Raw genomic sequence first — 13,470 nt, forward strand, 5'->3', positions numbered from 1 at the left:
CATATTATGGCGTTCAGAAAAAACAAAAAACTAAACAACGACTTTTCCAGAGTCACTATTAGTTTGGCTTCTCCGGAATCCATCCTGGATAGCTCTCATGGTGAGGTAACCCAACCTGAAACCATCAATTACAGAACGTATAAGCCTGAAATGGGCGGTCTATTCTGTGAGCGAATTTTCGGGCCTGTTAAGGACTGGGAATGTCATTGTGGTAAGTATAAGCGCATAAGATATAAAGGTATCATTTGTGACAGATGTGGGGTAGAGGTTACTGAAAAGAAAGTGCGTAGAGAAAGAATGGGACACATCGAATTGGTGGTTCCTGTGGCGCATATCTGGTACTTCAAATCTCTTCCTAACAAAATTGGTTACTTGCTAGGTCTTCCTACCAAGAAGCTGGATCAAATTGTATACTACGAAAGATATGCTGTCATCAATGCGGGTATCAAAGCTGAAGATGGCCTACAGTACCTAGATTTCTTGACAGAAGACGAGTATTTGGATATCATGGATAAACTTCCAAAAGAAAACCAAATGCTTGATGATGATGACCCGAATAAGTTCATCGCCAAAATGGGTGCAGAAGCCATAGAAATGTTGTTGTCAAGACTAGATCTTGATGATCTTTCTTATAGCCTTCGTCACCAAGCTGCTACCGATACTTCTCAACAAAGAAAAGCAGAAGCTTTGAAGCGTTTGAAAGTAGTGGAAGCATTTAGAGATGCAAGAACCAGAATTGAAAACCGTCCTGAGTGGATGGTGGTAAGAATGGTTCCTGTGATTCCACCGGAATTGAGGCCATTGGTTCCTTTGGATGGTGGACGTTTTGCCACTTCTGATTTGAACGATCTTTATAGAAGGGTAATTATTAGAAATAACCGTCTGAAAAGATTGATCGATATCAAAGCTCCTGAAGTAATCCTTCGAAATGAGAAGAGGATGCTTCAAGAGGCAGTAGATTCCTTATTTGATAACTCAAGAAAGGTAAATGCTGTAAGGTCTGATGGTAACAGAGCCTTGAAGTCATTATCTGATATGCTTAAAGGAAAGCAAGGACGTTTCCGTCAAAACTTGCTTGGTAAGCGTGTGGATTACTCTGGTCGTTCTGTAATCGTGGTAGGTCCTGAATTGAAACTTCACGAATGTGGTTTGCCTAAGAATATGGCAGCAGAACTTTTCAAACCTTTTATTATCAGAAAGCTGATCGAAAGAGGTATTGTTAAGACAGTAAAATCTGCCAAGAAGATTGTAGACAGAAAAGACCCAGTAGTATGGGATATCCTTGAAAATGTATTGAAAGGACACCCTGTATTGCTAAACCGTGCTCCAACACTTCACAGATTGGGTATTCAGGCTTTCCAACCTAAATTGATAGAAGGAAAAGCTATCCAGCTTCACCCATTGGTATGTACAGCATTCAACGCCGATTTCGATGGTGACCAGATGGCTGTTCACGTACCACTTGGACATGAAGCGATTTTGGAGGCGTCTACCTTGATGCTTTCTTCTCATAACATCCTTAACCCTGCCAATGGTGCTCCTATTACTGTACCTTCTCAGGATATGGTTTTGGGTCTATACTATGTGACCAAAGGCAGAAAGTCTACTCCAGAATTACCTGTAGCAGGTGAAGGTATGACTTTCTATGGTGAAGAAGATGTTGTGATTGCCTTGAACGAAGGAGTGATTTCTCAGCATGCCTTGATCAAGTGTAAAGTAACTGTAAGGGAAGCAGATGGTTCTCTAGTTGAGAAGATCATTGACACCGTTGCAGGTAGATTGATCTTTAACCAATTTGTACCTGAGGAAGTTGGGTATGTAAACGAATTGTTGACCAAGAAAAAACTGCAGCAGATCATTGCTGAGGTTGTTAAAATATGTGGTATTGCTCGAAGTGCCCAATTCTTGGATGACATCAAACATCTAGGATTCCAGATGGCCTACCAAGGTGGTCTATCAATGGGACTTAATGATGTGATTATACCTGAAGATAAGGAGCCATTGATCACCAAAGCAAAAGATGAGGTAGATCAAGTATGGAACAACTATTTGATGGGTCTGATTACAGATAATGAGCGTTACAACCAGGTAATTGATATCTGGACTAGAACAAACTCTAATCTGACCAGTATTTTGATGAAGCAGATGGAGGATGATAAGCAAGGATTCAATGCGATCTATATGATGATGCACTCAGGTGCAAGGGGTTCGAGAGAACAGATTCGTCAGTTAGGTGGTATGAGGGGATTGATGGCCAAGCCACAGAAAAACCTTCAAGGTTCTGTTGGTGAGATCATTGAAAACCCAATCCTTTCCAACTTTAAAGAGGGGCTGGATGTATTGGAGTACTTTATCTCTACCCACGGTGCACGTAAAGGTCTAGCCGATACAGCCTTGAAAACAGCCGATGCTGGTTATTTGACCAGAAGATTGGTAGATGTTGCTCAGGATGTAATTGTATCAGAAGAAGACTGTGGCACCTTGAGAGGTCTTGTAGTTCAAGCCTTAAAAGATAATGATGAGATTGTAGAGCCACTTTCTGAGCGTATTGTTGGTAGGGTTTCTGTTCATGATGTGATTGATCCTATTACTGAAGAAGTGATTATCCAATCTGGACAAGAGATTACTGATGAGTTAGCCAAAATTGTTGATGAATCTGCAGTTGAGGAAGTTGAGATCAGGTCTGTATTGACTTGTGAATCAAGAAGAGGAGTTTGTACCAAATGCTATGGTAGAAACCTAACTACAGGTAGTATTGTTCAAAACGGTGAATCTGTAGGAGTTATCGCTGCACAATCAATCGGTGAACCAGGTACACAGCTTACATTGAGAACGTTCCACGTAGGTGGTACAGCTTCAAACATTTCCGTAGAAGCTAGTATCAATGCCAAGTTTGAGGGTGTTGTTGAGTTTGAGGAAGAATTAAGGTGGATTGACTCTACCAACAAAGATGGAGATCCTGTATCTATCGTTATGGGAAGGTCTGGTGAGATCAAGATCAATGACGTTAAGTCTGGTAAGACTTTGGTGTCAAATCACGTTCCCTACGGTGCGATACTTAATGTTAAAGACGGTCAAAAGATTGGTAAAGGAGATTCACTATGTACTTGGGATCCATATAATGCCGTGATTCTTTCCGAATTTGATGGAGAAGTTTCATTTGATTCGATTATAGAAGGTATTACTTATAAGGAAGTAGCTGATGACCAAACTGGCTATAGAGAGAAAGTAATTATCGATACCAAAGATAAAACCAAAAACCCTGCTGTAGTTGTAAACTATGGTGAAGAGACCAAAGGATATAACATCCCAGTAGGAGCTCACTTGGCGGTTGAAGAAGGAGACAAAGTAAGAGCTGGTCAAATTCTTGTTAAAATCCCTCGTTCTGTAGGTAAAACAAGAGATATTACCGGTGGTCTTCCAAGGGTAACGGAGCTTTTCGAGGCGCGTAACCCATCTAACCCTGCAGTAGTTTCTGAAATTGATGGAGTGGTAACCTATGGAGGTATCAAACGTGGTAACCGTGAGATCTTTATTGAATCTAAGGATGGTGTGAAGAAGCGTTACATGGTTTCTCTTTCTAAGCACATCTTGGTTCAGGAGAATGACTTTATCAGGGCTGGAGAGGCATTGTCTGATGGAGCCATTACACCAAATGATATCCTTTCAATTAAAGGTCCAACGGCAGTTCAGGAATATTTGGTGAATGAGATTCAGGAAGTATACCGACTACAAGGTGTGAAAATCAACGATAAGCACATTGAGGTTATTGTAAGCCAAATGATGCAGAAAGTTGAAATTCTTGATGCAGGTGACACTGGATTCCTTCAAGGTCAAGTAGTTGATAAGTGGGCTTTCCGTGAGGAAAATGACAATATTCTCGATAAGAAAGTTGTCATGGAACCAGGAGATTCTGCAACCCTGAAGGCAGGAATGATTATCACAGCTAGAAGACTTAGAGATGAGAATTCAAGCTTGAAGCGTAAAGACTTGAAATTGGTACAGGTGAGAGATGCTGAAACAGCGGTTTCTAAACCAACCCTTCAAGGTATTACTGCTTCTTCTTTGGGAACCGAAAGCTTTATATCAGCAGCTTCCTTCCAGGAAACTACCAAGGTATTGAGTGAAGCAGCCATCAGAGGTAAGCGTGATGAGTTGCTTGGTTTGAAAGAAAATGTGATTGTAGGTCACTTGATTCCAGCTGGTACTGGGCAGAGATATTTCAAAGATATCATTGTAGGTTCCAAGGAGGATTATGAAAGACTATCCTCTGCTGAAAAAGAAAAAGGTGCGCGCAAGACAAAAGAAGCCGTAAAGTGATTTTGAATTAAGCTTTATATAAAAGGCCTGTTTTTACACAGGCCTTTTTTAATTGAAGTAATAATGGAAGATAATAAAGACGAAAAAGACCAAGCAATCAGCAGATCAATGTAGAACTGTCGGAGGAAGTAGCAGAGGGTATCTATTCTAATTTGGCAATGATTGCCCATTCCAACTCTGAGTTTGTGATAGATTTCATTCGATTGATGCCTGGGGTGCCAAAAGCCAAGGTGAAATCAAGGATTATTATGACTCCTGATCATGCGAAAAGGTTATTGTCTGCTTTGAAAGATAATATAGATAAATACGAGAATGCATTTGGCAAAATCGAGTCAGGTACGGAAACACCAGAGTTCCCAATGAATTTTGGAGGGACATTAGGAGAGGCTTAATTAAAATATAACCTGTTAATTTTGTTTGTTTTACCTATTTGATTACCTTTGCAGTCCAAATTTCATATGTTAAAGAAGTAAATAAATTTTCAGTTAATGCCTACTATACAACAGTTAGTTAGAAAAGGTAGAACTACCCTAGAGTCAAAATCCAAGTCAAGAGCTTTGGATGCTTGTCCTCAAAGAAGGGGTGTTTGTACCAGGGTGTATACGACTACACCAAAGAAACCTAACTCGGCAATGAGAAAAGTAGCCAGGGTTAGATTGACAAATGGAAAAGAAGTGAACGCTTACATTCCAGGAGAAGGACACAATTTGCAAGAGCACTCTATCGTATTGATCAGAGGTGGTCGTGTGAAGGATCTTCCAGGTGTGCGTTATCACATCATCCGTGGTGCATTGGATACTGCAGGAGTAAAAGACCGTAAGCAAGGTCGCTCCAAGTACGGTGCGAAACGTCCTAAGGACAAGAAATAATTATTAGAAAACAAACAGAACAATGAGAAAAGCGAAACCAAAAAAGAGATATATTCTTCCTGATCCGAAGTTCAATGATACTTTGGTGACCAAGTTCGTAAACTGTCTTATGGTAGATGGGAAGAAGAGTATTGCTTACAGAATTTTCTACGATGCTGTTGAGAAAGTAGAAGAGAAGTTGGGTGAGAATGGTCTTGAGGTTTGGAAGAAAGCGCTTAACAATATTACTCCATCTGTAGAGGTGAAGAGTCGTAGAGTTGGGGGAGCTACTTTCCAGGTGCCGATGGAGGTAAGACCTGAAAGAAAAACATCACTAGGTATTAAGTGGATGATTACTTTTGCCAGAAAAAGAGGTGAAAAAACTATGATGGACAGACTTGCTGGTGAAATCATAGCTGCTTCTAAAGGTGAAGGTGCCGCTGTTAAGAAGAAGGACGATACCCACAGAATGGCAGAAGCCAACAAAGCATTCTCACATTTTAGATTTTAATACAAGATGGCAAGAGATTTAAAATTAACAAGAAACATTGGTATCGCTGCCCATATCGATGCCGGAAAAACCACCACCACAGAGCGTATTCTTTTTTACTCTGGTGTATCCCACAAAATTGGTGAGGTGCATGATGGTGCAGCTACAATGGACTGGATGGCTCAGGAGCAAGAGAGGGGTATTACTATTACTTCTGCTGCGACTACTGTTTTCTGGCCATACAGAGACAAAAAATATCAAATCAATATCATTGATACTCCTGGTCACGTTGACTTTACAGTAGAAGTTAACCGTTCACTAAGGGTATTGGATGGTCTTGTGTTTTTATTTAGTGCGGTTGATGGTGTTGAACCTCAGTCAGAAACTAACTGGAGACTAGCTGATAATTATAAAGTAGCCCGTATCGGTTTCGTTAATAAAATGGACCGTGCAGGTGCTAACTTCCTTGACGTATGTAAACAAGTAAAGGAAATGCTTGGCAGCTATGCAGTTCCTTTGCAAATCCCAATCGGTTCAGAAGACAAATTCAAAGGTGTAGTTGATTTGATCAACAACCGGGCAATCGTTTGGAATGAAGATGATTTTGGAATGACTTTCGAAGAGGTGCCGATTCCGGAAGATCTTTTGGAAGAGACAGCTGAGTGGAGAGAGCATTTATTGGAAGCAGTAGCAGAGTATGATGAGTCTTTGATGGAGAAATTCTTTGAGGATTCAAATTCTATTACAGAAGAAGAGATTCTTACCGCCCTAAGAAAGGCTGTCATTGATATGAAGATCGTACCGATGGTATGCGGATCTTCTTTCAAAAATAAAGGAGTGCAGACCATGCTTGATTTGGTGATGGAGTTGCTTCCTTCTCCTTTGGATAAGGACAATGTCATCGCTCATGATCTTGAAGATGAAGAGAAGGAAATTTCAATCGCTCCAGATAGAAGTGAGCCTTTCGCAGGTCTAGCTTTTAAAATTGCTACTGACCCATTTGTAGGCCGTCTTTGTTTTGTAAGAGCTTACTCAGGTGTGCTTGAGTCTGGTTCTTACGTATTCAATAGCCGTTCTGGAAATAAAGAGCGTATTTCACGTGTGTTCCAGATGCACGCTAACAAACAAAATCAAATTGAACGACTAGAAGCTGGTGATATCGGCGCAGTTGTTGGGTTTAAAGATATTAAGACTGGTGATACACTTTGTGCTGAAAGCCGCAAAGTTGTATTGGAGTCCATGATTTTCCCTGAGCCTGTTATAGGTTATGCTATTGAGCCTAAGACTCAAGCTGACGTTGACAAGTTGGGTATGGCTGTCGCCAAATTGGTAGAAGAAGATCCTACCTTGCAGGTAAACACAGATCATGAAACTGGTCAGACTATTCTAAGAGGTATGGGTGAACTTCACCTTGATATCATTATGGATCGTCTGAAAAGAGAATTTAAGGTAGAGGTAAATCAAGGTGCTCCTCAGGTTGCTTATAAAGAAGCTTTGTTCGGAAACGTAGAGCATAAAGAAGTTTATAAGAAACAGTCTGGTGGTAAAGGTAAGTTTGCCGATATCGTATTCGAATTAGGACCAAAAGAAGCTGATCCTGAGACAGGAGAAATCAAGCCAGGTTTGGAATTCGTTAATGGTATTGTGGGTGGTGTTATTCCTAAGGAATTCATCCCTGCTGTGCAAAAAGGTTTCCAGGAGGCTATGAAGAATGGTCCTTTGGCTGGATATCCTGTTGAGGCCATGAAAGTTAGACTTTTCCATGGTTCCTTCCACGATGTCGATTCTGATGCCCTTTCATTTGAATTGGCCGCAAGAATTGGTTTCAAGGAGGCTGCTAAGAAAGCTAAGCCTCAGTTACTTGAACCAGTAATGTCAGTAGATGTGGTTACTCCAGATGAATACACAGGTCCTATTACTGGTGACTTGAACAGAAGAAGAGGTTTGATGAAAGGAATGGATACAAAAGGTACTTCTTCAGTAATCAAAGCTGCTGTACCATTGTCAGAGTTGTTTGGTTATATTACTGACCTTAGAACAATTTCATCGGGTAGAGCAACTGCCTCATTGACATTCTCTCATTATGAGCCTGTTCCTAACAATATCGCTGAAGGTGTTATTGCTGAAGTGAAAGGAGCTAAAGCCTAAACTTAAAAGAAATGAATCAGAAAATAAGAATAAAACTTAAGTCTTACGATCACACTTTGGTGGACAAGTCATCAGAAAAGATTGTAAAAGCGGTAAAAACTACAGGTGCCGTTGTGATTGGTCCAATTCCATTGCCTACTAAGAAGGAAAAGTTTACGGTGTTGAAGTCACCGCACGTAAACAAGAAGGCTAGAGATCAGTATCAATTGTGTACTTACAAAAGATTGGTAGATATCTATTCTAACAGCTCCAAAACTGTGGATGCTTTGATGAAAATCGAACTTCCAAGTGGTGTTGATGTAGAGATCAAAGTTTGATCTAGATATCCTAGAAAGTTTAAAAGACCTGTGCTCACCAAGAGTACAGGTCTTTCTTTTGTTAAGGATTTCACCTATAAAATTTGGTCTAAAGTTAGCTAAATAGGTGAGGCAGAGAAGAATATTTTCGTAAATGTTTGAAAATATATAAGTTGTAATTTGTTAGGTGTTTATAAATTACTAACTTTGCAGTCCTTAAAAAGGCACAAGTGTGTAAATACTTGTGCATAATTATATTATATAACAGAAGATGTCTGGAATAATAGGTAAAAAAGTAGGAATGACTAGCATTTTCAGTGCCGATGGACGTAATGTTGCATGCACGTTAATAGAAGCTGGTCCTTGCGTAGTGACGCAAGTAAAAAATGTTGAAACAGACGGGTACAGCGCTGTTCAGTTGGGGTACGGTGAGCGTAAGGAGAAAAACACTCCTAAGCCATTGCTAGGTCACTTTAAAAAGGCCGGTACCACACCTAAGCAGAAAGTTGTAGAATTCAGAGACTTCAGAGTTGAATTTGAAGGTCAGGTGGATTTAGGGAAAACTGTAAAAGCCGGTGAGGTATTTGGTGAAGGAGACTTCGTGGATGCTATCGGTACCTCTAAGGGTAAAGGTTTCCAAGGTGTAGTAAAACGTCACGGATTTGGTGGTGTAGGTGGTGCGACCCACGGTCAGCACAATCGTCAAAGACACCCAGGTTCTATCGGTGCGTGTTCTTGGCCTTCAAGAGTATTCAAAGGTTTGAGAATGGCAGGTAGAATGGGCGGTAGCCGCGTGAAGGTTTTGAACCTTAAAGTTTTGAAAGTCTATCCTGAAAAGAACTTGATCTTGGTAAGTGGCTCTGTCCCTGGTCCAAAAAATTCTTTCGTTATTTTAGAGAAGTAATCAAATGGAATTAGCAGTATTAAAACATAACGGTGAAGAGACAGGTAGAAAGGTGAGTCTTTCTGACGACATTTTCGCGATCGAGCCTAATGATCATGCGATCTACCTGGATGTGAAGCAGTTTTTGGCCAACCAAAGACAGGGTACGCACAAGAGCAAAGAGAGGGCTGAGATAGCCGGCTCAACTAAGAAAATCAAGAAGCAAAAAGGTACAGGTGGTGCCAGAGCTGGTTCTATAAAATCTCCATTGTTCAGAGGAGGAGGAAGAGTATTCGGTCCTAGACCAAGAAATTATTCTTTCAAGTTGAACAAGAAAGTAAAACAATTGGCAAGAAAGTCTGCCCTTACTTACAAAGTACAGGACAACAGTCTTACAGTATTGGAAGATGTGAACTTTGATTCTATCAAAACCAAGAACTTTGTATCGTTGTTGTCAGGTCTTTCATTGGCGGATAAGAAGACATTGTTTGTGCTTCCAGAAGCTAACAAGAATGTTTATTTGTCAAGTAGAAACTTACCAAAGGCACAAGTAAAAACAGTAAATGACGTGAATACTTATGATTTGCTTCATGCTGATACATTGGTGCTTTGTGAAGGTTCAGTAAGTAAGTTAGAAACCCTTTTAACGAAGTAATACAATGGATATACTAAAGAAGCCTTTGATTACGGAAAAGATTTCTGCAATGAACGAAAGTGGCGTTTACGGATTTGTAGTTGAGAAAACTGCTAAGAAGCCAGAAATCAAAGCAGCCGTTGAAAAAATGTTTGGTGTAAAAGTGGTATCTGTAAGGACTATGCGTTATGCAGCTAAGCAGAAGACAAGATACACAAAAAGTAAAGTAGTATCCGGTTATACCAATGCTTTCAAAAAAGCTATTGTACAAGTAGCCGATGGAGAAGTAATTGACTTTTACGGAGAAATTTAATTGAATCAGAATCATGGCAGTTAAAAAATTAAAGCCTGTAACTCCCGGTACCAGATTTAGAATGGCTCCGGCTTTTGATGAGATCACCAAATCAAAGCCAGAAAAGTCATTGTTGGCTCCGTTGAAGAAGTCAGGTGGTAGAAATAACTCTGGAAAAATGACTGCGCGCTATTTGGGCGGTGGTCATAAGAGAAGACTTAGAGTCGTAGACTTTAAGCGTAATAAATATGATGTTCCTGCTACTGTTAAAGCGATCGAGTATGATCCTAACAGAACAGCACGTTTGGCATTGCTATACTATGTTGATGGTGCCAAGGCATACATCATCGCACCGGAAGGTTTGGAAGTAGGTCAAACAGTAGTTTCTGGTGAAGCAGTAGCTCCTGAAGTAGGCAATAACCTACAGATGAAAAACATTCCTTTGGGTACCATTATCCACAATGTGGAATTGAAGCCTGGTAAAGGTGGTGCTTTGGCAAGAAGTGCTGGTAGCTATGCTCAGTTAGTAGCCAAAGAAGGTAAGTATGTTACAATTAAGCTTCCTTCAGGTGAAATGAGATTGGTACTAGGTGTTTGTACAGCTACTATAGGAACTGTGTCTAATGCGGATCACATGAACGTTGTGCTTGGAAAAGCTGGTAGAAACCGTTGGTTAGGAAAGAGACCTAGAGTAAGAGGTGTAGCTATGAACCCTGTCGATCACCCAATGGGTGGTGGTGAAGGTCGTTCCTCTGGAGGACACCCAAGATCTAGGACTGGTTTGCTATCTAAAGGTAAGAAGACCAGATCTCCTAAAAAGTATTCAAATAAGTTTATCGTTAGTAAAAGATCTAAATAATTATGGCACGTTCATTAAAGAAAGGTCCTTATATAGCCCATCATTTGGCCAAAAAAGTAGATGCAATGAACGAATCCGGCAAAAAGTCTGTAATCAAGACTTGGTCAAGAAGATCTATGATCTCTCCGGATTTTGTAGGCCATACCTTTGCTGTGCATAACGGGAACAAATTCATTCCGGTATTTGTAACAGACAATATGGTAGGTCACAAGCTTGGTGAATTTGCTCCTACAAGAAACTTTAGAGGTCACATTGCCAAAAAAGATAAAGGAAAGAGATAATCATGGAAGCAATAGCAAGACTAAATAATGTTCCTACATCGCCTCGTAAGATGCGTCTTGTAGCTGACCTGGTAAGAGGACAGAGAGTAGGTAACGCCTTGAGTATATTGAAATTCACACCTAACCATGGTGCGATTAAGTTGGAAAAACTTTTGCTTTCTGCCATTGCAAACTGGCAGGCAAAAAATCCAGATGCAAAACTTGAAGAAGCTGACTTGTATGTTAAGATGATTCAAGTAGACGGTGGTCGTATGTTGAAAAGACTAAGACCTGCTCCTCAAGGTAGGGCCCACAGAATTCGTAAAAGATCAAATCATGTGACTCTAGTAGTTGATGCTTTCAACACTGAGGTTACCGCTGATGAAGTAGAAACAAAAGAAAACGCTAATTAAGATTAGAATATGGGACAAAAAGTTAACCCTATTGGTCTTAGACTAGGTATCGTTAAGGGCTGGGATTCTAACTGGTACGGCGGCAGAGATTTTGCCGACAAACTATATGAGGATCAGAAGATCAGAAAATATGTGTATGCCAGAATTCCTAAAGGAGGCATTGCAAAAGTTATTATCGAAAGAACGCTTAAGAGAATCACCCTTACTATTCATACTGCCCGTCCAGGAGTAGTTATAGGTAAAGGCGGAGCTGAAGTCGATAAACTTAAAGAAGAGCTGAAAAAGCTTACCAGCAAAGATGTTCAAATCAATATTTTTGAGATCAAGCGTCCTGAGTTGGATGCCAAGTTGGTAGGAGAGTCTATAGCTCAACAACTACAAGCTAGGATTTCATTTAGAAGAGCAATGAAGCAATCCATTGCCGCTACAATGAGAGTAGGAGCTGAAGGAATAAAAATCAAACTTTCAGGACGTCTTGGTGGCGCGGAGATGGCAAGATCAGAAATGTACAAAGAAGGAAGAATTCCTTTGCATACATTGAGAGCTGACATCGACTATGCTATCTCTGAAGCAAACACCATCTATGGTATCATTGGTATCAAAGTATGGATTTTCAAAGGTGAAGTTTACGGTAAGAGAGATCTTTCTCCAAATGCTGGAATTGCCAACGAAAAATCAGGTGGAGCCGGAGGCAGAAGAAGAAGAGAAGGCGGACCAAAGAGAAGAAAGAGAAATAACTAATTTTCACCCTATAAGTGAGAAATCATGTTACAGCCAAGAAGAACTAAATATAGAAAAATGCAAAAAGGCCGTGTCAAAGGCATCGCGCAAAGAGGGCATACGCTCGCTTTCGGAAACTTTGGCATCAAGTCTTTAGAAGCAGGATGGATTACTTCCCGTCAAATTGAAGCCGCTCGTATTGCCATGACAAGAGCAATGAAGAGAGAGGGACAGGTATGGATCAGAATATTCCCTGACAAGCCTATCACCAAGAAACCTGCTGAGGTTCGTATGGGTAAAGGTAAAGGTGCTCCAGAATACTGGGTAGCAGTAATCAAGCCGGGAACTATCCTTTTTGAAGCTACGGGTGTAAGCAAAGAGTTGGCCCAAGAGGCACTTCGTCTAGCGCAGCAGAAGCTTCCAGTGAGTACAAAATTTGTAGTGCGTAGAGATTACGTAGGATAATAGGAACTATGAAAAACTCTGAAATCAAAGCACTCTCCGAGAGTGAAATCATTGAGCGTATTGCCTCTGAGCAAGAGAAACTAACTAAGTTACGTTTTGCACATGCAATTTCTCCAATTGAGAATCCCAATAGAATAAGTGAGACAAGAAAGCTTATCGCTAGATTAAAGACTTTCTTGACTGCCAAACAACTAGCTAAATAATAAGAAAATGGCTACAGAGAGAAATCTACGTAAAGAAAGAATAGGAAAAGTAGTCAGCAGCAAAATGGACAAGTCCATCACTGTAGCCGTAGAAAGAAGGGTTAAGCACCCAATTTACGGTAAGTTTGTTGCTAAGACTACCAAATTTATGGTTCATGACGAGAATAACGAGTGTGGAAAAGGAGACCTCGTTAAGATAAGTGAAACTCGTCCGCTGAGTAAAAACAAGCGTTGGAGATTAGTAGAAATATTAGAAAGAGCTAAATAATCATGATACAGTCAGAATCCAGATTAAGTGTAGCGGATAATTCAGGTGCCAAGGAAGTGCTTGTTATCCGAGTACTGGGAGGAACCGGTAAGCGATATGCCTCTATCGGAGATAAAGTTGTCGTGACGGTAAAGTCTGCTCTTTCTTCCAGCAATATGAAAAAAGGTACCGTTTCTAAAGCGGTGATCGTAAGAACTCGAAAAGAAGTTAGAAGAAAAGATGGATCTTATATCCGCTTTGAAGATAACGCAGCTGTTCTTTTGAACAATAACGATGAGCCAAGAGGTACTCGTATCTTTGGTCCTGTAGCAAGAGAGCTGAGAGAGAAGCAATTTATGAAGATCGTATCTTTGGCCCCTGAAGTATTGTAA

16 protein-coding genes and 1 pseudogene are annotated in these 13,470 nt (G+C 40.5%); all 17 read left to right on the forward strand.

Annotated elements, in window-relative coordinates; all coding sequences use genetic code 11:
* The first annotated feature begins 6 nt into the window (after nucleotides 1-6).
* The 17 genes and pseudogenes from rpoC to rplN all read left to right on the forward strand — a co-directional run bounded on the left by rpoC (nucleotide 7) and on the right by rplN (nucleotide 13,470).
* Nucleotides 7-4,320, forward strand: coding sequence for a DNA-directed RNA polymerase subunit beta' (gene rpoC, locus IFO69_RS15980; RefSeq protein ID WP_192011134.1), 4,314 nt, complete (start codon nucleotides 7-9; stop codon nucleotides 4,318-4,320).
* A 63-nt stretch (nucleotides 4,321-4,383) separates the two neighbouring features.
* Nucleotides 4,384-4,712: pseudogene (locus IFO69_RS15985) on the forward strand (DUF3467 domain-containing protein).
* A 96-nt stretch (nucleotides 4,713-4,808) separates the two neighbouring features.
* Nucleotides 4,809-5,189 carry a 30S ribosomal protein S12 gene (rpsL, locus tag IFO69_RS15990; protein ID WP_186754486.1) on the forward strand — a complete coding sequence of 127 codons (381 nt, stop codon included), beginning with the start codon at nucleotides 4,809-4,811 and terminating at the stop codon, nucleotides 5,187-5,189.
* A gap of 22 nt (nucleotides 5,190-5,211) precedes the next feature.
* The gene (rpsG, locus tag IFO69_RS15995; RefSeq protein ID WP_192011135.1) at nucleotides 5,212-5,679 is read left to right on the forward strand and encodes a 30S ribosomal protein S7; all 468 of its coding nucleotides are present in this window, start codon (nucleotides 5,212-5,214) and stop codon (nucleotides 5,677-5,679) included.
* 6 nt (nucleotides 5,680-5,685) lie between these two features.
* Nucleotides 5,686-7,806 (forward strand): elongation factor G, encoded by a 2,121-nt coding sequence (fusA, locus tag IFO69_RS16000; RefSeq protein ID WP_192011136.1) that lies wholly within the window; start codon nucleotides 5,686-5,688, stop codon nucleotides 7,804-7,806.
* An 11-nt stretch (nucleotides 7,807-7,817) separates the two neighbouring features.
* Nucleotides 7,818-8,123: a 30S ribosomal protein S10 gene (rpsJ, locus tag IFO69_RS16005; RefSeq protein ID WP_192011137.1), complete on the forward strand. Its 306-nt coding sequence runs from the start codon at nucleotides 7,818-7,820 to the stop codon at nucleotides 8,121-8,123.
* Nucleotides 8,124-8,373: 250 nt separating this feature from the next.
* Nucleotides 8,374-9,006 carry a 50S ribosomal protein L3 gene (gene rplC / locus IFO69_RS16010; protein ID WP_186754497.1) on the forward strand — a complete coding sequence of 211 codons (633 nt, stop codon included), beginning with the start codon at nucleotides 8,374-8,376 and terminating at the stop codon, nucleotides 9,004-9,006.
* A gap of 4 nt (nucleotides 9,007-9,010) precedes the next feature.
* A complete protein-coding gene (gene rplD / locus IFO69_RS16015) occupies nucleotides 9,011-9,640 on the forward strand; it encodes a 50S ribosomal protein L4 (RefSeq protein ID WP_192011138.1) in 630 nt (209 codons plus the stop codon).
* Between the two features lie 4 nt (nucleotides 9,641-9,644).
* On the forward strand, nucleotides 9,645-9,932 hold the full coding sequence (gene rplW, locus IFO69_RS16020) for a 50S ribosomal protein L23 (RefSeq protein ID WP_192011139.1): 288 nt from the start codon (nucleotides 9,645-9,647) through the stop codon (nucleotides 9,930-9,932).
* A 13-nt stretch (nucleotides 9,933-9,945) separates the two neighbouring features.
* Nucleotides 9,946-10,770, forward strand: coding sequence for a 50S ribosomal protein L2 (gene rplB / locus IFO69_RS16025; RefSeq protein ID WP_192011140.1), 825 nt, complete (start codon nucleotides 9,946-9,948; stop codon nucleotides 10,768-10,770).
* Nucleotides 10,771-10,772: 2 nt separating this feature from the next.
* On the forward strand, nucleotides 10,773-11,051 hold the full coding sequence (rpsS, locus tag IFO69_RS16030; protein WP_018475621.1) for a 30S ribosomal protein S19: 279 nt from the start codon (nucleotides 10,773-10,775) through the stop codon (nucleotides 11,049-11,051).
* 2 nt (nucleotides 11,052-11,053) lie between these two features.
* Nucleotides 11,054-11,443, forward strand: a complete 390-nt coding sequence (rplV, locus tag IFO69_RS16035) for a 50S ribosomal protein L22 (RefSeq protein ID WP_192011141.1) — start codon at nucleotides 11,054-11,056, stop codon at nucleotides 11,441-11,443.
* Nucleotides 11,444-11,452: 9 nt separating this feature from the next.
* Nucleotides 11,453-12,184: a 30S ribosomal protein S3 gene (rpsC, locus tag IFO69_RS16040; protein WP_192011142.1), complete on the forward strand. Its 732-nt coding sequence runs from the start codon at nucleotides 11,453-11,455 to the stop codon at nucleotides 12,182-12,184.
* Nucleotides 12,185-12,208: 24 nt separating this feature from the next.
* The gene (gene rplP, locus IFO69_RS16045; RefSeq protein ID WP_192011143.1) at nucleotides 12,209-12,628 is read left to right on the forward strand and encodes a 50S ribosomal protein L16; all 420 of its coding nucleotides are present in this window, start codon (nucleotides 12,209-12,211) and stop codon (nucleotides 12,626-12,628) included.
* Nucleotides 12,629-12,636: 8 nt separating this feature from the next.
* Complete coding sequence (gene rpmC, locus IFO69_RS16050) at nucleotides 12,637-12,831, forward strand: 50S ribosomal protein L29 (RefSeq protein ID WP_192011144.1); 195 nt, start codon at nucleotides 12,637-12,639, stop codon at nucleotides 12,829-12,831.
* A 7-nt stretch (nucleotides 12,832-12,838) separates the two neighbouring features.
* Entirely contained in the window at nucleotides 12,839-13,099 is a 261-nt protein-coding gene (rpsQ, locus tag IFO69_RS16055; RefSeq protein WP_192011145.1) for a 30S ribosomal protein S17, read from the forward strand.
* 2 nt (nucleotides 13,100-13,101) lie between these two features.
* The gene (rplN, locus tag IFO69_RS16060; RefSeq protein WP_015264107.1) at nucleotides 13,102-13,470 is read left to right on the forward strand and encodes a 50S ribosomal protein L14; all 369 of its coding nucleotides are present in this window, start codon (nucleotides 13,102-13,104) and stop codon (nucleotides 13,468-13,470) included.

The organism is Echinicola arenosa, assembly GCF_014841125.1.
GTDB classification, from domain to species: domain Bacteria; phylum Bacteroidota; class Bacteroidia; order Cytophagales; family Cyclobacteriaceae; genus Echinicola; species Echinicola arenosa.